This window comes from Thalassolituus oleivorans MIL-1, assembly GCF_000355675.1.
Lineage (GTDB): Bacteria > Pseudomonadota > Gammaproteobacteria > Pseudomonadales > Oceanobacteraceae > Thalassolituus > Thalassolituus oleivorans.
Map to the genome: position 1 here is coordinate 1,827,994 of NC_020888.1, position 21,782 is coordinate 1,849,775.

The window sequence follows — 21,782 nt, forward strand, 5'->3', positions numbered from 1 at the left end:
AGCCCAGTGAGATTTAGCTTGCTGGGCTTTTTAGCTCTAGTCGATTGGTTTGAGCAGGCTTCGACTTCTCAAATTTCTAATAAGCTGAGTAGCAAGACGGCACCTTACATAATCTCTTTACGAAAAAAATAACTCGATTCCTAGCCCGGCGTTTCGATCAGGCGTACCCAAGGTGACAGAATATTGAGTCTCGCGGCGGCAAGTTTCAGGCAGACCAATAAAGGCACGGCAATAAGTACTCCAACAGCACCCCAGAGCCAGCCCCATAATACCACCCATAGTATTAATATCAGCGGATTCAGGCGCATGTTACGTCCCAATAGGGAAATCCTAAACAAAACCCCGAATTCCTCCATAGCAAATAAGAATCATTCGCATATATGGCCGATTACCTTTTAGGGTGTTACAGCAGACTGACAAGTTTTGGCTTGGTGATATTTAGATGTTTATGCTGGTATCGAAGCGCGGGATAATTTCGGTTAGTACTAGAGTCCCATCAGGCCGACGGCGTAAGGCAGTTATTGAAAGATTGTGGCCAAATCTTTCCTTACTCCAACGACCGTTTCGAATAGCTGCAAACTTAGCTTTGCCGCTAGTGCGTTTTTTTTGAAACGTCGTTTGGTTGGGTTATTCTAAAGATTCTTTGATGTTCATCCGGCAACCGGCGAAAAGCTGACCATGCGTTTTTTGAATCGTCCAAATAGCCCAAGGGTAGTTTCGTAGGCTTCTGCCAAGCTGGTAAAGGGAAGAGGAGTATTGCCATCGTCTGGGTCACCTAGCGCTAAAGATGTTAGATCAGACAAGTTTTCAATATGTTCCGTGGTGTCTTGCGGGACTGCAGTAAAACCTTCTTCTGCAGTGGAGTCCGGCGCTATGCTCTCCTCCATCATCTTTATCGAGACCGCAGTGGACGATGGGATATCCTCGGCGATACGGTGCGCAAATTCCATTAATTTAGGTTCGGCGGGCATGAGGAGCAGTGCGTCTTCATGTGCATTATTTTGCACTCTCAAAATTCTCCCCAGAACTTGTCGAAAATACAATTCCGTCTTGACTCTAGTAAGGTGACAGCACACCTGTAAACGCGGAATATCAGTCCCTTCGCTAATCATTCCTACCGAAACAATCCATTTGGTGTTCGCATTACGAAATTGTTGAATTGCCTGCTGGGAGTCTTCATGCATGTAGGTAACTATGGCCGGAATCTCTCCACAGATGTTTTCTAAAATTGTAGCGATGAGCATGGCATGCTCTACTGAAGCCGCCACAATAAGTCCACCCGCGTTGGGATTGGACTTCCTAATTGAGCTTAGGCTTTTCTGACTAAGTTCTATTAAGTATTGAATGAGCGTTCTGTTTTCAAGAAGTTGCTGGTAGGTGCAATGCGAGCTCTTTAGGAGATCATTAATCGAACGATACACATCCTCCTTGCCTTCGCATTTCACGGAAATTTTTTCATTGTCAATGCCGGTAATTCTAGGAGTGCGGCACACGCCATCCTTGATTGCTTGCGCCAAGCCGTAGGTATAGTCGCAATGGACCGTTCCTTCATGACATTAGGACGTCAATGCAATAGGGATGCGATCCGAACGCCATGGAGTGCCCGTCAGCGCAAGACTATATGTCGCATTACCTTGAATATGCTGGATGATTTTTTGGCCCCAGGCATTGGCGTTACCGAGATGATCGCCTGCGCAGTGGTGTATTTCATCAAATATCACCAGCGTACGGTGCGACGTCAGTAGTGACCAGAACGTTTGGTCGAGGTTGAGCATGGATTGATAGGTCAGCACATGGCCTTTCGCTCCCAACAGTCCATCCAATCGATATCCGAGAACGCCCTCCAATGTGGCCTGAAAGGAGCTGGAAACATTGATGGAAGGGGAGAAGCAGAACACTAGATCAATCTCACCACTATTCAGTAGTTTTTTCGCAACGGTAGACGCCATGAAAGTTTTACCTGCACCAGGCGTGGCCAGACAGAGAAAGTGGGCTTGACCATTACGGTACCGAGATAAACAGCGTGACACAGCTTCACGCTGCCAACGTCTTAACTTCATAAGGGGTTACCGCAAATTGTTCGATGAGAGAAGACTTTCCAATGCCTTGATTTTTCCGAGGAGCAGGGCGCTACGTTCCCTTGCCTCAGCATAAAGAGACTGTGCTTCTTCGCTGAATTCAGGCAATTCTTTACAAAGAGATTCGTATTCCTCTGCCTCGCCCAATGCACACAACATGTCGGATCGGTGCTTACTGAGTCTCTCACGTAATGCCGCGACAGGTTTTTTGGGCTGAATCTTTTTGGGTTTTGCTTTTGCTAGTGCTTTTACTGGCGGGGCAGCTTTGGGTGGTAAAGTAGAGAGTGCACTGGCCGGCTTCTTTAGGCTGGAATACTGAGATCTAAACTTTTGCGTAAGCTGGTATTTAGGCCAACCACCATCGTCTGGCAATTTCTCCATTAGTCCCGCTTTCATCAAACGCACCATATTTCGATAGACAAACTGTCTCGCCGGCTTCTTACTTCTGTGCGGACTTTCTGGGCGATCCAGATAGTATGTCGTCAGCATCGCTACCGTGAAGGAGTCTCCTTGTAGCGCGGTGAGCGCATGAAGGAGTTCGGGTTTTATCTGAATCGTACTCATGAGGTATTTTGTCGCGTGTGTTGTCTCGAATTTCGCGACATTCTGCATTGTCTCTATCATCGAGACAATGAAACCGTCCTCCTACTCACCTCATTACGATAAACTGCGCGCTTGGATGAAGCAAAAGCGGGAGGAGAGCGGTTTGTCCTTAAGAGCGGTCTCCGAGGAATTAGGCCGTCATCATTCTGTGATCGGCAAGATGGAGCAGGATCGCCGCAAGATCGAGCTTTTAGAATTTGTAGAGTACTGTCGTGTCATCGGTGCCGATCCTCATGAAGGACTTGACGTAATGCTCTCAAAAATCCGCTGAAAACGGAGCTTCACTTTCCATGCACAGTTACAGCGTGCTAGCCGCAGTTAGACCTAGCCAAATCAATAATGACTATGTGTATCTAATCCCCCTCATTCGTTCCCTTCCCGGACCTCAGAGCACAATCATACTGAATCGCCCGGTTTTGATTTGGGTCAAGCTCTTAAGTGTAGGTTTGAACCATTATGTAATTGGGTTATCCTATGTAGAGATTGATCTTAATTTGGGCTGATGTGTGACTTCAAAATATACCAACAAAAGGCGCCTTCTTTGGGTGTTCATCGCGCTACTGGCCTATTCGGTCCAGTCGTTAGCGTTTGTCGGTACCATGGATAATCCAGCATCTGCTCCTGCTGACCAAATGATGAGCGGGTGTCATGGTGACCACGATAAGTCGGTCAAACCCCACAGTGATAATACCCCTGCAGATTGTTGTGAGGATGGCTGTACTATGATGGGCTGTCACACCGCCAGCGCTCTTGTCGGCAGCCTGAACACTCCTGTATTTAACGTGCGTCAAATGCAAAGTCAGAATGTTAACTTGGGTTTAGTCGCAAAATTATCCAGCTCCCTCTATCGTCCCCCAATTCTCCGCTAACACAGGATTAGTCCGTCTACAGTCGGACCGTTAGCGGGGGCATTTGCCCTCAAAAATTTCATGCTCCGATTAATGGAGCCGAATATCGAGGGTATTCTCGTGAATCTTTTATCCAAAAGTCTAATTCTATTTGTTTTTGCCGTTCTGGCTGCCTGTTCTGCGTCTGAAGCGCCAAAGGCGCAGGAAGGAATTGCGCTTGAAGTCTTCAAAAGTCCAACCTGTGGGTGTTGTGGTAAGTGGGTCACTCATCTTGAGGAATCGGGCTTTAACACCACCGTTCGAAATCAAAACTCGCTTGATAGCATTAAGAAAAAGCTGGGTGTTCCCGCCAATATGCAAACTTGCCATACCGGAGTGAGTGCGGATGGTTACTTTTTTGAAGGGCATATTCCTGCCAAATTCATCACAGCTTTTTTAGCTAACCCTCCTGAAAACGCCGCTGGATTGGCCGTGCCTGGTATGCCAGCCGGAAGTCCGGGAATGGAAATGGGCGATCGTTTTAACCCATACAGTGTGATTCTGGTGAAAAAGGACGGTACTACCGAGGTATATGCCGAAGTCGCGTCCCTTGAGGAGCAACATCAATGATCGGCAATTCACAATACAAAATACGCCCTTTGTGCGTGGCGCTCGCGCTAGTTTGGAGCGGCATTTCAGTCGATTTGCATGCTGAGCAATACAGTTTGCTGGAGGCCATCGAAAAAGCACAATCACAGGACCCATGGCTCGATGGGAGCCGGTTTCGTGAGGAAAGCTTAGAGTCTTTGAGTATTAGTGCGGGCACACTTCCCGATCCGACGGTCAGTCTCGGGATTGCTAATTTACCTATCGATAGCTTCGATTTTGCGCAGGAAGGAATGACGCAGTTTAAGGTGGGTGTTAGCCAAATGTTTCCGCGGGGCAAGACACTGGCCCTGCGCCAGGAAAAGTTAGAAAAAATGAGCCAAATGCAGCCGCTTGTTCGGGAGGATAGAAGGGCACAAGTGTCGGTGACAGTGGCTCAGCTTTGGCTGGAGGTGTATCGCAGTCAAAAGACCATCGCATTAATAGAGCAAGATCGAAGCTTGTTCGAGCATCTTGTCGATGTGGCGCAGTCGAGTTACACCACGGCATCTGGACGAACTCGGCAGCAAGATCTGATTCGGGCGCAGCTGGAGCTGACCCGTTTGGAAGACCGTTTGACGATGCTGAGACAACGACGGGAATCGCAATTGGCACAATTGGGGGAGTGGTTGGCAGATTCCAGCTATGAACTGGATATCGAAATGCCGAGCAATTTGGGAGCTGGACATCTCAACGATCCCCTGATTAATGAAATTGAGACAGACATAAGGGCTCAAAAACTCGCACAAATATTGATGGCACACCCAAAAATTCGAAGTGTTGACCAGAAAATCAGCGCCGAAGAATCGGGAGTGAAACTGGCGAAGCAAAGCTATAAGCCACAATGGGGAATCAATGCTAGCTATGGGTATCGTGATGCCGATCCAATGGGTAATGATCGAGCCGATTTTTTCTCTGTTGGGGTGAGTTTGGATGTACCGCTATTCACCGGTAAGCGTCAAGACAAACAAGTGCAAGCGGCAGTCGCAGAACGCGAAGCTATTAAAACCGAACGTACCTTGGTGCTACGTCAATTGCGTTCAGGCTTTGAAACGGCCGAAAGTCAGTACCGCCGCTTACTCGATCGACGAGAACTCTACCGCTCACGGCTCTTGAAAGAAATGTCTGAGCAGGCGGAGACTTCATTGACAGCCTACACCCACGACGACGGTGATTTTGCCGAAGTGGTTCGTGCACGCATTGCCGAACTCAATGCGCGTATTGAGGCACTGAATGTCGAGGTCGACATTCACAAAATCGTTGCACAGCTGAACTACTTCCTGAATCCCTCCCACAGCAAAAATAGCGCAGTACTGACCGATGTGTCCAGTGCTTCTGGAGAGCTAATTGACCATGAATAACTCAAAAAAACTCACTCCCATTTCTATCGCGGCTGCAATTGGGGGCCTCGTCGCAGGTATTGCGCTTACGTTGATATTTTCGGGAGGAGGAGAAACCAATAGCGGGAAATCCGCCTCAACGGAAAAACAACCACTGTATTGGGTGGCCCCAATGGACCCCAATTACCGCCGAGATAAACCTGGTAAATCGCCCATGGGCATGGACCTAATTCCCGTCTACGAAGGTGGTGAAAAGGCGAATGACGAAGGGCCCGGTACGATCAGCATTTCACCTGATGTCATCAATAATCTCGGTGTGCGGACTGGGCTGGTCGAGCGCAAGCCTCTGCACAGTGAAATCGTCACAGTGGGGTACGTCAAGTATGACGAAGATCAGCTGGTTCATATTCATCCTCGCGTTTCCGGTTGGGTTGAGAAGCTTTACGTGAAAGCGGCGGGGGATCGAGTTGACTTGGGTGCGCCACTGTATGCACTTTACTCCCCTGAATTGGTGAATGCGCAAGAAGAGTTATTGCTCGCCTTAAACCGCAAAAATTCGCGTTTAGTTCAGGCCTCAGAAGATCGTTTGAAAGCCTTACAAATACCGCCGGCGTTTATTCAGCAACTTAAGCGTACTCTCGCGATTCAACAAACAGTAACTTTCTATGCACCACAAAAAGGGGTAGTTGATAACCTTAATATCCGAGAAGGTTTTTTTGTTCAGCCGGGCACGACCATGCTGAGCATTGGAGCGCTCGACCAAGTGTGGGTTGAGGCGGAAATTTTCGAGCGTCAAGCCTCGCTTGTGAGTGTCGGCGACCCCGTCACGATGACCCTGGATTATCTACCGGGTAAGACCTGGACAGGACGCGTCGATTATATATACCCAACACTAGACAGTAAGACCCGCACAGTGAGATTGCGCCTGCGTTTCGACAATCCAGATGAAGCGCTTAAACCGAATATGTTTGCCCAAGTTTCGGTGCATGCAGATAGCTCCGAGCCGCTGTTGGTCATTCCTCGTGAAGCGCTGATACGTACTGGGAGCCAGGATCGCGTCGTACTCGCACTTGGAGAAGGCAGTTTTAAATCGGTTGCCGTGAAGGTCGGTCGGCAGGACCAATCCATTGCTGAAATACTCGATGGCCTTAAAGAAGGTGAAAAAGTCGTGACGTCGGCGCAGTTTCTCTTAGATTCTGAATCCAGCAAAACCTCGGATTTCAAACGTATGCATCATGGCGATGACAAGCCAAGTTCGGTGTGGGTCCCAGGCGAAATCCAAAGTCTTATGCTCAATCATCGAATGGTTACAGTCACCCACGAAGCCATTGATGCCTGGGAGTGGCCAGTTATGACCATGGATTTTCAGGTGAATCCTAAAGTGGATATCGAGGCTTTATCCCCTGGAACACGTTTACATATGGAAATTACCAAGTTGGACAGTGGTCAGTACGAAATAACGGGAACACATATTATGTCTTCTGCATCCGAAAAGGATGATGCTTCGAAAGCAGCCGATCACTCCACGAAGGGTCACAGTCAAATGAATCATACGGAAATGAACGATGGTCAAATGAATGAAACAAAGGCAACTAGCAGTCAAACGGATAATGGCGAGATTGATCATTCTCAAATGGACCATAGTCAGATGGATCACTCCAACATGGACCAAGACAACATGAACCACGGAGGGCAATAGATCATGATTGAATCCATTATTCGTTGGTCTGTGGGCAACCGTTTTTTTGTGCTACTCGCTACATTTATTCTTGTCGGTGTTGGACTGTTTTCCTTGAAGCAAACACCGGTGGATGCAATTCCGGATTTAAGTGACGTCCAAGTTATTATTAAAACGTCTTACCCCGGACAAGCACCACAGGTGGTCGAAGATCAAGTGACTTATCCACTGACGACAGCCATGTTGTCAGTGCCTGGCGCGGTTACTGTGCGTGGTTATTCCTTTTTTGGCGACTCATTCGTTTACATCATTTTCGATGAAAAAACGGACCTCTATTGGGCGAGAAGTCGTGTATTGGAATATTTAAGTCAAGTCGCTCCGTCTTTACCTCCTGCCGCTAAGCCACAATTAGGGCCGGATGCAACGGGTGTGGGCTGGGTGTACATTTATTCGCTGATTGATAGAACAGGCAAACATGACCTCAGCCAGTTGCGCAGCTTGCAAGATTGGTTTTTAAAATATGAATTGCAAACCGTGCCAGGCGTATCTGAAGTTGCTGCTATTGGCGGAATGGTTAAGCAATACCAAGTGACCGTGAACCCAGAAAAGCTGCGCGCGTTTGATATTCCACTATCGCATATTCAAATGGCCATTAAGCGCGCGAATCAGGAAGTAGGGGCTTCTGTAGTAGAAATGGCCGAAGCCGAATATATGGTTCGGGCGACCGGCTATATTCAGAGTGAAGAGGACCTTAGGAATATCCCGCTGGGTGTTAATGAAAACGGTACGCCTTTGCTATTAAAAGATGTTGCGGATATCGGTATCGGCCCACAAATGCGTCGCGGAATTGCCGAGCTCAACGGCGAAGGTGAAACCGTTGGCGGAGTTGTGGTGATGCGCTTTGGCGAAAATGCTCAAACAACCATCGATGGCGTCAAGGCAAAGTTGGAGCAATTAAAACAAGGTCTGCCAGAAGGGGTGGAAATTGTCACCGTATATGATCGTTCGGGATTGATTGATCGTGCAGTGGAAAATCTATGGCACAAGTTACTTGAAGAATTTGTGGTTGTGGCGTTGGTCTGCATGGTGTTTTTGTTTCATATTCGCTCATCTTTAGTGGCTATTTTCAGTTTGCCCGTCGGCATACTAACAGCATTTATGATCATGCACGCGCAAGGCATAAACGCCAACATTATGTCCCTAGGAGGTATCGCGATTGCGATTGGAGCGATGATCGATGGTGCTATCGTCATGATTGAAAATATGCACAAACATATGGAAAAAACACCACTGACAAACGAAAACCGCTGGCAAATTGTGGCTGAATCCGCGTCAGAAGTCGGGCCCGCTTTATTTTTTAGTTTGCTCATTATTACGGTGAGTTTTGTCCCAGTGTTTACGCTGGAGGCCCAAGAAGGTCGGATGTTTAGTCCGCTGGCATTTACCAAGACTTATGCCATGGCGGCGTCGGCTGCACTCGCAATCACTTTGGTCCCTGTTCTCATGGGCTACTTTATTCGGGGTCGAGTATTGCCCGAACATAAGAACCCGATAAACCGTTTTCTTACGGCCGTCTATATGCCGGTACTGAAAAAGGTGCTCACTTTTCCGAAAATGACGCTGGTTATCGCTGTATTGCTCCTTTCTACAGTGATGTGGCCGCTCGGAAAGATCGGCAGTGAATTTATCCCGCCATTGGATGAGGGGGATTTGATGTACATGCCCACCACTTACCCCGGTATTTCAATTGGTAAAGCCCGAGAGCTGTTGCAGCAAACCGACAAATTAATCGCGAGCGTGCCGGAAGTTAAAACTGTATTTGGGAAAATAGGGCGAGCAGATTCCGCTACTGATCCCGCTCCACTAACGATGATTGAAACGTTCATACAACTAAAGCCACAAAGTGAATGGCGCGACGGGGTTACTACCGAATCGTTGAAAAAGGAACTTGATGCTCTAGTAAAACTACCCGGTGTTACAAACGCTTGGGTAATGCCCATTAAAACCCGCATTGACATGCTGGCAACCGGGATTAAAACCCCCGTGGGGATAAAAATCGCCGGTCCGAATTTATCGGTTATCCAAGATATCGGCAAGCAGTTAGAGGTGATACTCAAAGATGTAGAAGGCACAGCGTCGGTGTACTCTGAGCGTGTTGCTGGCGGACGATATCTTAATGTGGATATTGATCGCGCTAAAGCGGCTCGTTATGGTTTGAATATCGCTGATGTGCAAGAAGTTATTGCATCCGCTATTGGTGGAATGAACGTTACCCAAACGGTAGAAGGGCTTGAACGCTATCCAGTCAATATACGGTACCCCCAGTCCTATCGGGATTCTCCACAGCAACTTGCTTTGCTTCCTATTGTCACCGCCCGAGGTGAGAGGATTGCCTTGGGTGATGTTGCTGATGTCATCATTGCCGACGGACCTCCAGGAATTAAAAGTGAAAATGCCCGGATCAATGGGTGGACATTCGTTGATATTGACGGCATCGATGTCGGCACTTACGTGGTAAATGCACAAAAAATCGTAGCAGAACAACTTGATTTGCCAGCGGGGTATTCAGTGGGTTGGTCGGGTCAATTTGAATATATGGAAAGAGCCAAAGAAAAATTAAATTACGTTATTCCTTTGACGTTGGCCATTATTGCCATTTTGCTGTTTATAAACTTCCGAAGTTTTATTGAGGTCGCAATTTTAATGGGCACCTTACCCTTTGCATTGATTGGCAGTATTTGGCTTATGTACTGGCAAAACTTCAACTTTTCTATCGCGGTAGGTGTGGGTTTTATTGCACTGGCAGGTGTAGCCGTAGAAATAAGCGTAATCATGTTGGTGTACCTCAATCAAGCTTGGCTTCGTGCTAAAGAACAGTCAGGTAAAGAGACTTTGTCCTTAGATGAGCTGCGTCAGGCTGTTACCGATGGAGCAGGACTTCGTGTTCGACCGGTAATGATGACGGCAGCGGCTGTGATTGTAGGCTTGCTCCCAATTTTATATGGGAGCGGCACAGGTTCAGAAGTAATGAGCCGTATTGCAGCACCGATGGTCGGCGGTATGGTGAGCGCTGTATTTTTAACACTACTAGTTTTGCCCGCAGTTTATTTTATGTGGAAAAAACGTGTCTCGTAACAACCAAGCCAGGTGCATTTAACTATGCACCTGGCTAGTTTTTAACAAGAAAGGAAATGAATAAATGAAAAATAAAATGTTACTTTCAAGTGTGGTTTTAGTCGTTATTATTGCATTGGGTGCATGTAGCTCGCAGACCTATCATAAAGCCCTAATGAAAGGTCAGATTGTAGATGTTGAAGATGGGAAGATAATGATGTGTATCGGTAGCCGAGAAGGCGCGAGTGAGGGGGATGAGTTTCGTGTTGTGCGTTCAACGTTTAGAAAAGATGTGGTTGAAGACGGAGAGTCGGATTACGAGCTAGTCGAAGTCGGGACCGTAAAAATATTAACTATCTTAAATGAACATTACGCTACAGCAAAAGTGCTGGATGGGGATGTGAAAATATACGATATCGCAGAAAAATAAGTAGTTTGTGGCTGCACTTAACCTTGTGACTTCGGGGTTAAGTGTCGTTTTGTCTTGGTTTTCGGGTAAGAATCGTAATTGTCCAGATTTGTTAGCAAGAAGAGAAAAGAAATCGATGCTGGATGAGTTTGGCAATAAATATCGCTCCGTGCGCCTGGTCTTACTCGCGTCGGGGAAGGCGTAAACGTATTTACAATGGGACAAACGTATGGCTAGTATAAACGACGTACCTGATCACGGCAGTGAGCCCGTGAGTGATAGCATTGCGGACCGATTAAATCGAAGTTGTTTTTGTAAAACATTGGACCGCACGCAGCTCCACACCTTTTTGCAGACCGATACTCTCAATCAAGATGTACTCGCCACCCATCCACAATTGTTCTCGAATACGAGCGTCTTTATTTCGCCACTTCATGCAGAGCAAATGCGTCACATTATTGGTGCGATTGCACAAGTTGTTAAACTTTCTGGATACGAGCGACAAGTATTAGAGCAGGCTCCTAACATAGGGACGAATGGTATGGAGACCGAAGGTGTATTTATGGGCTATGACTTTCACATGAGTGAACAAGGCCCAAAACTTATTGAAATTAATACCAATGCAGGTGGTGCATTACTAAATGCAGCGCTAGCGAATGCTCAAGTAAAATGTTGTCGTGTAGAAAATATACCTTTACCACTATTAAAAACAGACATTGAAGCAGAGTTCATGGCTATGTTTTTACACGAGTGGGCATTACAGCGCGAAGACAAGCCGCTTAAAGTCATCGCTATTATTGATGAAAATCCAAAGCAACAATTTTTATATCCTGAATTTGTAATGGCGCAACGTTTGTTCGAAAAAGCAGGATTAACCGCCGTTATTGCCGACCCTAGTGAGCTAGAACTTATTGATGGTAAACTTCAATGTCAAAATCAGATTATTGATTTAGTTTACAATCGGTTAACTGATTTCACCTTAGAACAGAAAGAAAATCTAGCACTGCGCCAAGCTTTTGAAACTAATGGAGTAGTTGTGACGCCAAATCCATATCATCACGCACTCTACGCAAATAAGCGTAATCTCATTCTATTAAGTGATGGGTATGCATTAGCTCATCTGGGAGCAAATGAAGGGGATATTGCTATTTTACAGGCAGGTATTCCAGCCACATATAGAGTTACGAATGAGAACGCTACGGAGCTATGGCAAGACCGAAAGCAACTCTTTTTCAAGCCTGCTACGGGCTTTGGTAGTCGTGCGACTTATCGTGGCGACAAACTCACCAAGCGAGTATGGAATGAAATATTAAAAGGTGACTATGTCGCGCAAAAAATAGTGATGCCGAGTAAGCGAGGGATGTTGGTCGATGGACAAGAAACGACTTTGAAGATGGATCTTCGCGCTTATGTTTATGCCGGCGAAATTCAATTATTGGCGGCCCGTCTTTATCAAGGGCAAACAACTAATTTTAGAACTGAGGGTGGTGGCTTCGCGCCAGTCTTTATTGCTGACCTAGCTCCTGACTGACGACTAAATCCAGGACCGACAATCTTTTTTTAAAAGTAGGGGAACAGTGACGCATCTCACTGATCATTAGTACTGAAGGGCCAATAGATTAATCATAGTAAAGTCGACTGCATTAATGATCCATTGATTTCAATTTACTTTTGGTATCTATAATCAAGAACTGGCCATCTACATATCCTCAAAGCGATTTGTCGATTGCACCATGCGCATCAATTCGTGCTCTTCTAACAATCGGAGTGACGTCAACATTTCCCGAGCAGAAGGTATATCCGCCCGCGAGGCGAGAAAACGATAAAGTTCAATTACCTGTTGGTGCTGATTGACAATTATCTCGATTATCTGCTCGGAATCAAGCTCGGAAAAAGGTGCATCGCAGTGTGCATGCTGAACGACAGGCTGTTTGTTGACATATTCGTAGCACCAAGTATTCAGTGCGTGTTCATTACCTGTGGTTTCAAAGCCATTGACAACCTTTGTCAGGCTTTCTTCGTGATCTGAGAGATAAGCTAGAATCATCCTAGCTCGTTCGTCGGTGTTCTTATCTACACAGTGAGATAGGCACTGACTTAAGTGTTGGTGAAATTCCTTGGTCCAGAGCAGTACATCTCTTAAGGTTTCAATTTGCATGATAATATCCTCTAGCTATTTTTGTTTAGTTCCCGACTATTGATGTTAAATCAGCTGAGCGCACGCTGTACTCATACTCTTGTTAATGATGCGCATGCTCATTTTTATTGCTTTTTCCATACTTGAGAAAAGCCCATTCAGTGATCAAAATAGCCGTCATTGTTAGTATTGAAACGATGATAACGAAAGGATCAGAATTGATTTTTACCCAAACGAACCCACCCAAAACTACCAAGTTTAAAAAAATAGAAATGCTGGGTATCACTGCATTTGCCTTTAAGTCTTCACGCAAGTGACGTAGAACACCCCATTGAATAGCGATATCCATAATCAAGTAAAAAACGATGCCTAAAGCAGCAATGCGCGTGAGGTCAAAGAATATTGTGAGAATTAAACCCAACACAACGGTGTAAACAAGCGTATGCTTTTGAATCCTACCTGACATGCCAAAATGGCTATGAGGTACAAGTTTCATTTCCGTTAGCATCGCGAGCATACGTGACACCGCAAAAATACTTGCAACGATGCCACCGGTTGTTGCCATGATCGCGATCGCAACGGTGAACCAAACGCCAATGTCGCCGAGTGCTGGCTTGGCTGCTGCGGCCAAAGAGTAGTTCTGGGTCTCGATGATTTCATCAAGTGATAGATTGCTGGAAACTGCGAACCCCACTAATAAGTAAATGACCACGCAAGCAGAAATGGAAATAATTATCGCCTTGCCGATATTTTTTTTGGGGTCTTTAACTTCCGATCCACTATTTGTAATAGTGGTAAACCCTTTAAATGCAAGGATGCCGAGTGCCGTAGCGCCAAGAAAATTGCCGATGCTTCCTCCCGCTTCAGATTGACTGGCGAAGTCAACGTTAATTGAGTCTGCAACCCACACGCCGATCAAACCAAATATTATGATGCCAGAGATCTTGAGAACGCCAATAAACGAAGCAATACTCTGAATTAGTTGATTGCCTAACAGGTTGACAATAAAAGCAAAAATAATAAGACCTGCGCCAAGAAGTGAAACCATGTAACCGTCTTGATCTCCTCCGAACAATTGCATGCTATATGAACCGAATGTTCGTGCGAGAAAACTTTGAGCAATTACCATTGAAAAGTACATTAATAGTGCATTGAAGGCCGTGGGCAAACTGTGACCATAAGCTTTATGAAGATACATGCCTATGCCTCCGGCGGAGGGGTAAGCAGACGATATCTTAATGTAGGAATAGGCGCTAAAAGACACAACAATTGCTGCGGCCAGAAAGGCCAATGGAAAAAGTGGGCCGGTCATTTCGGCGATCTGACCGGTAAGCGCAAAAATACCCGCGCCGATCATGACGCCTGTGCCTAGCATTACAGTGCCCCATAAAGACAAACTATTCGATTTATAATGACTTGATCGTTCAGTTTCTTGAGACATATTTTGTCCTTTCAATTTATTTTAGTGAGAAGGGCCATCGACTGGAAGATGTATGGTGAATGTCGTGGAATGGCTATTGGATTGTGCGTGAATTACACCCTTGTGAGCTTCAACGATGGTTCTAACAATGGCGAGTCCTAACCCTGTACCGTCCCCGTGCCGTTGCCGAGATGGGTCGACGCGATAAAATCGATCAAAAATACGCTCCAAATGTTCCGATAAAATTGTACTGCCTTCATTCGTGATAGAAATACCAACCATATCATTGGCAGTATCAACGAGAACTACCTTTATAGTTTTTCCTTCTGGTGTATGCCGAATGGCGTTCGATAGTAAGTTGGTCAATGCTCGTCGTATTAATTCACGGTCCCCAGATATATTGGAGGTGTTGCCAGAGATCGCCAAGGTGATGTGAGTATCTTCTGCGAGTGCTTCGAAAAAATCGAAAAGCGACTGAACTTCCTCCTGGAGATTGATTGTCTCGAAGCTTGGGTTGATTAATCCGTTTTCACTTTTGGCAAGCCACAGCATATCGCTCACCATTTTGCTCAGTCGCTCCATGTCTTCAAGATTTGAGTACAATAGTTCTTGGTAGTCTTCAGTTCTTCTTTCTTTACTTAATCCCACTTGTGTTTGCGTCACAATATTAGTCAGCGGCGTCCTCAATTCATGGGCTATATCAGCAGAGAAATGAGATAACCGAATAAACCCCTCTTCAATACGCGTTAACATATGGTTAAACGATTGAACTAGCGGTTTCAACTCTACAGGCACTGAGTGCATATCGAGCCGAGAATCTAATTTATCTGTCTGAATAAAATCCATTTGATCGCGTAGCCCTCGTAAAGGCTTCAGCCCTTGATAAACGCCTAGCCCAGCCGCAATCAATGTAAGAACACCGGCACCAAATAGAATCAACGCAACACTTTGCGTAAATTTTTTGAGAAAGCCTTGGTGAAAATCTCTGTCGATCGCGCTTATAATACGATATTGATTTTTATCGATGGTTACCAAGGTTACGATGCCTCGATAGCCTCTATCTTTATTTCTCCATGTTTGCAGTGTGTTTGCCGTAATATTTTTTACCACAGGAAAGTCCGTGGTTGGCGGACGAAAATTTATATCTGATGAGCTGTAATGCAAGACGCCATTGCGTTCGACTTGATAATAAACGCCATGATGTCCAGATATCGCTTGAGAGAGTGCCTCTTGATTCTTGAGTGTGTCAGTGGGCGATTGGTGAAGTGCTTTTTTAATCGAGTTAACCATCACATTAATTTCGTCCGCATCTTGTTCGATGAAATGATGTTCTATGGAAGAAAGCAATAATTGGCTGATCACTACCAGGCTTACACCAAATGCGGTAGCAACAAAAAAAAGCACACGCAGCGTCAAAGAGAGCGGTCGTCGTGTATGGCTAATCATCATTGCGTTCCAAGTCTAGGGTGTAGCCCATTCCTCTTATTGTATGGATGAGCTTAACGTCAAAACCTTCGTCCACTTTCTTGCGTAAGCGGCGAATGGCGACATCAATGACGTTAGTGTCACTATCAAAGTTCATATCCCACACTTGGGAGGCGATGAGTGAGCGCGTGAGTACCTCACCTTGTCGGCGAACCAATAATTCCAGCAAGCAAAACTCTTTGTGGCTTAGGTTAACTTTCTTTCCTTGTCGTGTGACGCGTCGTCGAGGAATATCCAGTATTAAATCGCCAATTTGAAGCTGATCCACTATTGCAGGAGCTTGACCTCGACGCAGCAGTGTACGAACTCTGGCCAACACTTCTGCAAATGCAAAGGGTTTAACCAAATAGTCATCTGCGCCAAGCTCTAATCCTTTAACTCGGTCGTCGACATTGTCTCGGGCTGACAGAAAAAGCACGGGTGTCTTTTGTCCCGACTCGCGTAGTGATTGAAGAATTCGCCAACCATCCACGTCCGGAAGCATGACATCAAGAATCAAAAGGTCGAATTCTTCAGTCATAGCCAAATGATGTCCATCGAGTCCAGTTCTCGCAAGCGACACGAGGAACCCAGCTTCACTCAATCCTTGTTTCAGGTAATCGCCAGTCTTTTGTTCATCTTCTACTATTAAAAGTCGCATGCCGCTCCTCAATATCCCAAGCGTATAGTATGTCAAATCTAACTAACAACAAGGTGACGGCAAGATTACAGAATTGTCATCTTTTGGTCATGTGTGTGAAAGCCTTGAAGCAGTATGGTGTATAGCATTGTTTAGTTCGAGAGTGATATATGAGTGATTCCGATATGACTGACCTTATGTTGCCACGTCGGCGCTTTGTTAAGGGACTAGCGCTTGGCGGCGTCCTGGCGGCAATGCCAAGTGTTTTGCAGGCTGGGGAGTTGTCGCCCCACACTCGCTCAGGTTCTGCACCTGTATTACAAGGTTCCGAGATAGATTTAGTGGTTGGGCAGTCGCCGGTGAATTTCACGGGTGTGACTCGTCTAGCCACTACAATTAATGGGTCAATTCCTGCGCCAACGATCCGTCTGCGTGAAGGGGATGACGTCACGATTCGCGTAACAAACCGACTATCAGTGCCTACATCGATTCACTGGCATGGGATTATTCTTCCGTTTCAGATGGATGGCGTTCCGGGCATCAGTTTTAGAGGTATTGCGCCGGGTGAAACGTTTGTCTATCGGTTCACGCTCCAGCAAAGTGGTACATATTGGTATCACTCTCATAGTGGGTTCCAGGAGATGACAGGGATGTATGGTGCCCTGATTATTGAGCCCCGTGAAAAAGAAGTCATTCAATCAGACCAGGATTATGTGGTGCAGCTATCCGACTGGACTGATGAGGACCCGATGCGTGTCTTCAGTAAATTGAAAATCCAGGGTGACGTTTATAATTTCAACCAGCCAACGGTTATAGATTTTCTACGTGACGCTTCAAATGGCGGCATAAAAGACGCCATGCAAAAGCGACGGATGTGGAACCAAATGCGTATGAATCCTACGGATTTGGCCGACCTATCCGCATCAACACTGACGTATCTGATGAATGGCACCACACCTGCCGGAAATTGGACCGGTCTGTTCAAGAAGGGCGAGCGAATTCGGCTGCGGTTTATTAACGCCGCGAGCAACAGCTTTTACGATGTCCGTATTCCAGGGTTGGCAATGACGGTTGTGCAAGCAGATGGGCAAAATGTCGAACCTGTCAGCGTTGACGAATTTCGTTTTGGTCCCGGTGAAACTTACGATGTTTTGGTGGAGCCTAAAGACGATGCGTATACGGTTTTTGCACAGAGCATGGATAGAACAGGGTATGCGCGTGGAACATTAGCGACCGAGCGAGGCCTTAGCGCAGAAATTCCAGACCTCGACCCCGTTGAGTGGCTTGAGATGAAGGATATGATGGGTTCGATGTCTCACGGTGATGACGGCGCTGCGATGGATCACGCGGCGATGGGTCATTCCATGCCGGGTATGAATCACGGTGGCATGGCGATGGACCACAGCGTTCATTCCACACATCAAAACCCTTTAGCAATGCCCTCACAAACCGTGCGTCATGCCAGCACGGAATTTGGTCCTTCTGTCGATATGCGTGTGGATATGCCTCGCACCAGCCTCGACGATCCGGGCGTTGGTTTACGTAATAATGGTCGGCGAGTGCTGACGCTATCCGACCTGAGATCGCGAGATGGCATTCTTGATAGTGGCATACCCGAGCGTGAAATCGAACTGCATCTCACCGGTAATATGGAGCGCTATAGCTGGTCCTTTGACGGCTTAGAGTTCGGCAAAAGCACGCCGGTGCATCTGAAGCACCGTCAACGCGTGCGCGTCATTTTGCAAAACGACACCATGATGACCCACCCAATGCATTTGCACGGAATGTGGAGTGATCTGGAAAACGATAAAGGTGAGCCGCTGGTTCGCAGACACACGATTCCTGTTCAGCCAGCTCAGAGGATAAGCTTCGTAACGACACCGCACGATCTCGGGCGTTGGGCATGGCACTGTCACCTACTTTTTCATATGGATGCAGGCATGTTCCGCGAAGTGGTGGTGTCATGAGAATTATGAAAATTGAACAAATTATTAAAACAGCTTTTGCAGTTGGTGCGTTAACGCTTATAAGTCCGTTACTTCAGGCTCAAGAACATTCTGGTCATGGAACGATGAACCAGGAAAAAGTGACCGAAGAAAAAATGGACCACAAAAAAATGGGCCATGAAAGCGAGCTTGAGACTGAAATGCTAGAGACGTCCAAACCTCATTTAAGTGGAAATTCCGGATCAATGGATAACGACACAAATATGGGAGCAAATGTATCTGATCTTCGTGATCCGCATGCCTACTCTGGCGGATATACCCTTACCGAAGGGCCATATGTGCAAAGCGGGCCGCGACAATTAAAACTTGCTGATGAGCATGTCTTTAAATCGTTTCTCGCCAATCGCTTTGAATACGATAGTGACAGTGAAATAAGTCTTTATGATGTGCAAGCTTGGGTTGGCACGACTTACGATCGATTGGTTGTTAAGGCTGAAGGCGATATTAACAAGGGCACGCTCAAAGAAAGTCAAACCGATATTCTTTGGAGTCATGCAATATCCACTTTTTGGGACACCCAAATAGGCGTTCGAGTTGACAGTGCTGAAGAGGGCGAGTCCAGACAATGGCTGGCCGTGGGAGTACAAGGTTTAGCGCCTTATTGGTTTGAGTTGGATGTGGCGGGCTACGTTGATGTTGATGGTAGAACCGCGCTCGCTGTAGAGGCTGAATACGAGTTGATGCTTACACAGCGACTGATACTGCAGCCTCGCGCTGAAATAACCGGCTACGGTAAAGACGATGAATTCAACGGTGTTGGGCAAGGCCTTTCTTCATCAGCATTCGGTGTGCGGTTGCGTTATGAATTTTCTCGACAGTTTGCACCGTATGTCGGCGTTGAACGAAAAAAAATGTTTGGCAACACAGCCGACTTTGCACGTTCTGCTGGTGAGGCAAGCTCTGAAACACGTTATGTCGCGGGCTTGCGTTTTTGGTTTTAGTTGTAAAAAAGTAAGTCATATTTTTAATTAGAGGATTTCCAAAATGAAAAAGAACATCGTCACATTATGTCTAGCATTTTCAAGTACGTTGTACACAGTGTCCGCGTTAGCGCATGATCCGAAAGAGCATATGGAACAAGCTGCAAAACCAGATTGTGCACCAATGGAAAAAATGGACCACAATAAAATGGATATGAATGATCCTGTTATGCAGGCGATGATGAAAAAGTGTATGGGTAAGATGAAACATGACGAATCGAACAGTACAAAAGGTGTTATCGAAGCCAACGAAAACCATGGTCATGATCATCAAGAGGATTCATCCAAAAAAAATGATAAATCGTCATCCCATGATCATGGATCCCACTGACTTGTTTGAATAAATTTCTAGGACGTTTATATTTTTCGGATAATTAGATCGCATGGCTGTTTTGTTTGTATAAAAAGAGATATCTATGAAAAGCATTAAATACACTGCAATATTTTTCTTTGCTGTTTTTATTGGCGGTGTTGGATTTATATATTCGGGAATTTATCCAATGGGGGCAGATGTTCCGCACAATAAATTAACCTATTGGGTGCTGGAAACTTTACGAGAGCAGTCTATAGCTAGAGCGGCAAAAAATGTAGTTGTGCCAGCCAATTTGGATGATCCAGATCGTTTACTGGCTGGTGGTGCTGACTATAATGATATGTGTTCGAGCTGCCATTTGAAGCCAGGGAAAATGCGATCTGATTTCAGTGAGGGCTTGTATCCAATGCCGCCAAATTTAAGCATGCAAAATGACGAACATGGTCATGCGCATGAACTGAGTGACGAAAAAGCAGCGGCGCGTCAATTTTGGATAATTAAGCATGGTATCAAGGCGTCAGGAATGCCTGCTTGGGGGCTAGGCCATGATGATAATCGGATTTGGTCAATGGTGGCATTTCTTCAGCGCTTACCTGATCTAAGTACAGAGCAATACCAAATAATTACCGCACGAGAACAAAGTGAAAAATGATGGGCGTCATTAAAGAAGGCTCCATCGCCTGATATTAGCTATCCGCTTAGTTGCTGGTTTGGGTAGCCATTTTTTAAGGACAATGAGCATTATCATGAATGAGAGATTAAAATTAATACCAATAGCCCTATTTTTAATAGTTTCTGCTGGAAAAGCTTATGCACACAATGGTGAGGATCCAAACAGGGAGTTGAGGAAGAGTACGGAGTACATTACTACGTATCAATCGGAATTTGAGTCCGAGAGTGATTTAAAGGGGATGAGAAAAAGTTTGGATGCTCAGCTAAATTCACTTCGATCGAGATTGCTCTTGTTGCGCAACGAGCTTGCGTCGGACTCCTCCGTACGCCGGTGCATAAATAAAGATTCGGAAATAGATTATTTTAAGGAGCTGGATCGTACATTAAAATCAAGCGATCGTTTTCTTAAGCAAGTAAACAAACTGTTGGATAGCGTAAAATAGCGTGACGGTGCAATGTCGCGATCAAATTATTAATCATTGAGAATATACGATGAAAAAACATATTTTATTGGGGCTTATGATTTTGGGGCTTGTTGGTACATTGAGCGCTTGTGAAACGACAGGTTATACGCCAAGCGATAGTGGTGGCCATGGAGGTCATTCACACTGATATTTACACTAGCGAATATTGTTGTTCCTTTCCTTGAGCGGGCAGCTATTTGTGAAAAGAGTAATGCTTTTTAATTATTTTTTCGCTTCGCTTTATTGTTGTGTTGGAAATATCTGATATGTTTTTTAGGTGCCGTTTCTACAAAGTAGAATTGTGAGTGGTTTTAGCGTGTTTGTTCGAGTTGGATGTTTACTATGGTAAAATTACTCCTAGGTTTGATCTGGTTGATCTACATCAATACCTTTAAAATTTAAAGCTGCCACAATACTCCTACAATAGCGTAAGCTAATATTCTAGGTGGATCTATGGCTGGCAAGCGATTTAAAGCGATAATGTTAGTATGGGTGCTGCTCAGTCAGCCCTTACTATCGCTTGCGTTCTCTAGCTCGTCTACGGGTGATTCACATGATCATAGTTCTCACGACCATTCATCCATTGAGCACGATGCAGTTCAAGCAGTATCAGATACACATCTAGACATTGACACCGATGAAGCGTCAGCTCATGAACATCATACGGCAACAAAAGTGATGTCCACGCATGACTGCGGCCCTTGTTTAAATGGAGATATGAGCCATTGTCAGTGCCATGCCGTAACGCACATGGGGCTCGGGGTAATACTTAAAAGCTTTTCTATCTTTGAACCTACAGTTCATTACACTTATGTATTAGCTGCACACGATCAGTCTCTTATTCGTCCTCCCATTTTTGCCTAACCTAGGGCAAATCCGTCTGTCGTTTCCAAATTTGTTATCTGGCAAATAAAACCTCTTCCCGTGCATGTGTTTACCGCGGCATGTGAGGCTTAAGCGACAACATTTTTACCCTCCCTCTTTATACCAAT

General features: G+C 45.8%; 21 protein-coding genes. 13 read left to right on the plus strand and 8 right to left on the minus strand.

Annotation, left to right across the window (positions count from 1 at the left end; translation table 11 throughout):
* Nucleotides 1–140: 140 nt before the first annotated feature.
* The 4 genes from TOL_RS19510 to TOL_RS08170 form a co-directional block, all read right to left on the minus strand.
* Nucleotides 141–356: an AI-2E family transporter gene (locus TOL_RS19510; protein ID WP_081601102.1), complete on the minus strand. Its 216-nt coding sequence runs from the start codon at nt 354–356 to the stop codon at nt 141–143.
* A gap of 294 nt (nt 357–650) precedes the next feature.
* Nucleotides 651–1,517 carry a DEAD/DEAH box helicase gene (locus TOL_RS19145; RefSeq protein WP_197019448.1) on the minus strand — a complete coding sequence of 289 codons (867 nt, stop codon included), beginning with the start codon at nt 1,515–1,517 and terminating at the stop codon, nt 651–653.
* A 39-nt stretch (nt 1,518–1,556) separates the two neighbouring features.
* On the minus strand, nt 1,557–2,060 hold the full coding sequence (locus TOL_RS19150; protein WP_015486846.1) for a DEAD/DEAH box helicase: 504 nt from the start codon (nt 2,058–2,060) through the stop codon (nt 1,557–1,559).
* Nucleotides 2,061–2,066: 6 nt separating this feature from the next.
* Complete coding sequence (locus TOL_RS08170) at nt 2,067–2,690, minus strand: hypothetical protein (protein ID WP_197537909.1); 624 nt, start codon at nt 2,688–2,690, stop codon at nt 2,067–2,069.
* 67 nt (nt 2,691–2,757) lie between these two features.
* On the opposite strand from TOL_RS08170, the gene TOL_RS18745 reads away from it, so the two are divergent.
* The 8 genes from TOL_RS18745 to TOL_RS08210 all read left to right on the plus strand — a co-directional run bounded on the left by TOL_RS18745 (nt 2,758) and on the right by TOL_RS08210 (nt 12,225).
* Nucleotides 2,758–2,952: a helix-turn-helix domain-containing protein gene (locus TOL_RS18745; RefSeq protein WP_081601103.1), complete on the plus strand. Its 195-nt coding sequence runs from the start codon at nt 2,758–2,760 to the stop codon at nt 2,950–2,952.
* A gap of 274 nt (nt 2,953–3,226) precedes the next feature.
* Nucleotides 3,227–3,550: a hypothetical protein gene (locus tag TOL_RS08180; RefSeq protein ID WP_015486850.1), complete on the plus strand. Its 324-nt coding sequence runs from the start codon at nt 3,227–3,229 to the stop codon at nt 3,548–3,550.
* 99 nt (nt 3,551–3,649) lie between these two features.
* Nucleotides 3,650–4,138 (plus strand): DUF411 domain-containing protein, encoded by a 489-nt coding sequence (locus TOL_RS08185; protein ID WP_015486851.1) that lies wholly within the window; start codon nt 3,650–3,652, stop codon nt 4,136–4,138.
* The gene (locus TOL_RS08190) at nt 4,135–5,514 is read left to right on the plus strand and encodes a TolC family protein (protein WP_015486852.1); all 1,380 of its coding nucleotides are present in this window, start codon (nt 4,135–4,137) and stop codon (nt 5,512–5,514) included. Before TOL_RS08185 ends, TOL_RS08190 begins: the two co-directional genes overlap by 4 nt.
* Nucleotides 5,507–7,192, plus strand: a complete 1,686-nt coding sequence (locus TOL_RS08195; protein WP_015486853.1) for an efflux RND transporter periplasmic adaptor subunit — start codon at nt 5,507–5,509, stop codon at nt 7,190–7,192. Before TOL_RS08190 ends, TOL_RS08195 begins: the two co-directional genes overlap by 8 nt.
* Nucleotides 7,193–7,195: 3 nt before the next feature.
* A complete protein-coding gene (locus TOL_RS08200; RefSeq protein WP_015486854.1) occupies nt 7,196–10,306 on the plus strand; it encodes an efflux RND transporter permease subunit in 3,111 nt (1,036 codons plus the stop codon).
* Nucleotides 10,307–10,370: 64 nt separating this feature from the next.
* The gene (locus TOL_RS08205) at nt 10,371–10,715 is read left to right on the plus strand and encodes a hypothetical protein (protein ID WP_015486855.1); all 345 of its coding nucleotides are present in this window, start codon (nt 10,371–10,373) and stop codon (nt 10,713–10,715) included.
* A 250-nt stretch (nt 10,716–10,965) separates the two neighbouring features.
* A complete protein-coding gene (locus tag TOL_RS08210) occupies nt 10,966–12,225 on the plus strand; it encodes a hypothetical protein (RefSeq protein WP_041588844.1) in 1,260 nt (419 codons plus the stop codon).
* Between the two features lie 168 nt (nt 12,226–12,393).
* Here TOL_RS08210 and TOL_RS08215 read toward each other — a convergent pair whose 3' ends face one another.
* From TOL_RS08215 to TOL_RS08230, 4 genes are all read right to left on the minus strand, one after another.
* Nucleotides 12,394–12,852 (minus strand): hypothetical protein, encoded by a 459-nt coding sequence (locus TOL_RS08215; protein WP_015486857.1) that lies wholly within the window; start codon nt 12,850–12,852, stop codon nt 12,394–12,396.
* A gap of 82 nt (nt 12,853–12,934) precedes the next feature.
* Nucleotides 12,935–14,272: an APC family permease gene (locus tag TOL_RS08220; protein ID WP_015486858.1), complete on the minus strand. Its 1,338-nt coding sequence runs from the start codon at nt 14,270–14,272 to the stop codon at nt 12,935–12,937.
* Between the two features lie 21 nt (nt 14,273–14,293).
* Nucleotides 14,294–15,700: a heavy metal sensor histidine kinase gene (locus TOL_RS08225; protein WP_223248640.1), complete on the minus strand. Its 1,407-nt coding sequence runs from the start codon at nt 15,698–15,700 to the stop codon at nt 14,294–14,296.
* Entirely contained in the window at nt 15,690–16,376 is a 687-nt protein-coding gene (locus TOL_RS08230; protein ID WP_015486860.1) for a heavy metal response regulator transcription factor, read from the minus strand. Before TOL_RS08230 ends, TOL_RS08225 begins: the two co-directional genes overlap by 11 nt.
* 149 nt (nt 16,377–16,525) lie before the next feature.
* Here TOL_RS08230 and TOL_RS08235 point away from each other — a divergent pair, with 149 nt between their 5' ends.
* The 5 genes from TOL_RS08235 to TOL_RS19270 all read left to right on the plus strand — a co-directional run bounded on the left by TOL_RS08235 (nt 16,526) and on the right by TOL_RS19270 (nt 21,654).
* The gene (locus tag TOL_RS08235) at nt 16,526–18,322 is read left to right on the plus strand and encodes a copper resistance system multicopper oxidase (protein WP_015486861.1); all 1,797 of its coding nucleotides are present in this window, start codon (nt 16,526–16,528) and stop codon (nt 18,320–18,322) included.
* Nucleotides 18,323–18,327: 5 nt separating this feature from the next.
* Entirely contained in the window at nt 18,328–19,302 is a 975-nt protein-coding gene (locus tag TOL_RS08240) for a copper resistance protein B (protein ID WP_015486862.1), read from the plus strand.
* A 43-nt stretch (nt 19,303–19,345) separates the two neighbouring features.
* On the plus strand, nt 19,346–19,672 hold the full coding sequence (locus TOL_RS08245) for a hypothetical protein (protein WP_015486863.1): 327 nt from the start codon (nt 19,346–19,348) through the stop codon (nt 19,670–19,672).
* 85 nt (nt 19,673–19,757) lie between these two features.
* The gene (locus TOL_RS08250) at nt 19,758–20,306 is read left to right on the plus strand and encodes a c-type cytochrome (RefSeq protein WP_041588448.1); all 549 of its coding nucleotides are present in this window, start codon (nt 19,758–19,760) and stop codon (nt 20,304–20,306) included.
* Nucleotides 20,307–21,243: 937 nt separating this feature from the next.
* Nucleotides 21,244–21,654: a hypothetical protein gene (locus TOL_RS19270; protein ID WP_015486867.1), complete on the plus strand. Its 411-nt coding sequence runs from the start codon at nt 21,244–21,246 to the stop codon at nt 21,652–21,654.
* Nucleotides 21,655–21,782 lie beyond the last annotated feature (128 nt).

Excerpts from the sequence above, each read along its gene's own strand:
- TOL_RS19510 (WP_081601102.1), bottom strand. The coding sequence starts at position 356 with ATGGAGGAATTCGGGGTTTTGTTTAGGATTTCCCTATTGGGACGTAAC.
- TOL_RS08170 (WP_197537909.1), bottom strand. The coding sequence starts at position 2,690 with ATGCAGAATGTCGCGAAATTCGAGACAACACACGCGACAAAATACCTC.
- TOL_RS08200 (WP_015486854.1), top strand. The coding sequence starts at position 7,196 with ATGATTGAATCCATTATTCGTTGGTCTGTGGGCAACCGTTTTTTTGTG.
- TOL_RS08205 (WP_015486855.1), top strand. The coding sequence starts at position 10,371 with ATGAAAAATAAAATGTTACTTTCAAGTGTGGTTTTAGTCGTTATTATT.
- TOL_RS08230 (WP_015486860.1), bottom strand. The coding sequence starts at position 16,376 with ATGCGACTTTTAATAGTAGAAGATGAACAAAAGACTGGCGATTACCTG.
- TOL_RS08235 (WP_015486861.1), top strand. The coding sequence starts at position 16,526 with ATGAGTGATTCCGATATGACTGACCTTATGTTGCCACGTCGGCGCTTT.
- TOL_RS08195 (WP_015486853.1), top strand. The coding sequence starts at position 5,507 with ATGAATAACTCAAAAAAACTCACTCCCATTTCTATCGCGGCTGCAATT.
- TOL_RS18745 (WP_081601103.1), top strand. The coding sequence starts at position 2,758 with ATGAAGCAAAAGCGGGAGGAGAGCGGTTTGTCCTTAAGAGCGGTCTCC.
- TOL_RS08245 (WP_015486863.1), top strand. The coding sequence starts at position 19,346 with ATGAAAAAGAACATCGTCACATTATGTCTAGCATTTTCAAGTACGTTG.
- TOL_RS08190 (WP_015486852.1), top strand. The coding sequence starts at position 4,135 with ATGATCGGCAATTCACAATACAAAATACGCCCTTTGTGCGTGGCGCTC.
- TOL_RS19150 (WP_015486846.1), bottom strand. The coding sequence starts at position 2,060 with ATGAAGTTAAGACGTTGGCAGCGTGAAGCTGTGTCACGCTGTTTATCT.
- TOL_RS08250 (WP_041588448.1), top strand. The coding sequence starts at position 19,758 with ATGAAAAGCATTAAATACACTGCAATATTTTTCTTTGCTGTTTTTATT.
- TOL_RS08215 (WP_015486857.1), bottom strand. The coding sequence starts at position 12,852 with ATGCAAATTGAAACCTTAAGAGATGTACTGCTCTGGACCAAGGAATTT.
- TOL_RS08220 (WP_015486858.1), bottom strand. The coding sequence starts at position 14,272 with ATGTCTCAAGAAACTGAACGATCAAGTCATTATAAATCGAATAGTTTG.
- TOL_RS08225 (WP_223248640.1), bottom strand. The coding sequence starts at position 15,700 with ATGATGATTAGCCATACACGACGACCGCTCTCTTTGACGCTGCGTGTG.
- TOL_RS19270 (WP_015486867.1), top strand. The coding sequence starts at position 21,244 with ATGGCTGGCAAGCGATTTAAAGCGATAATGTTAGTATGGGTGCTGCTC.
- TOL_RS08240 (WP_015486862.1), top strand. The coding sequence starts at position 18,328 with ATGAAAATTGAACAAATTATTAAAACAGCTTTTGCAGTTGGTGCGTTA.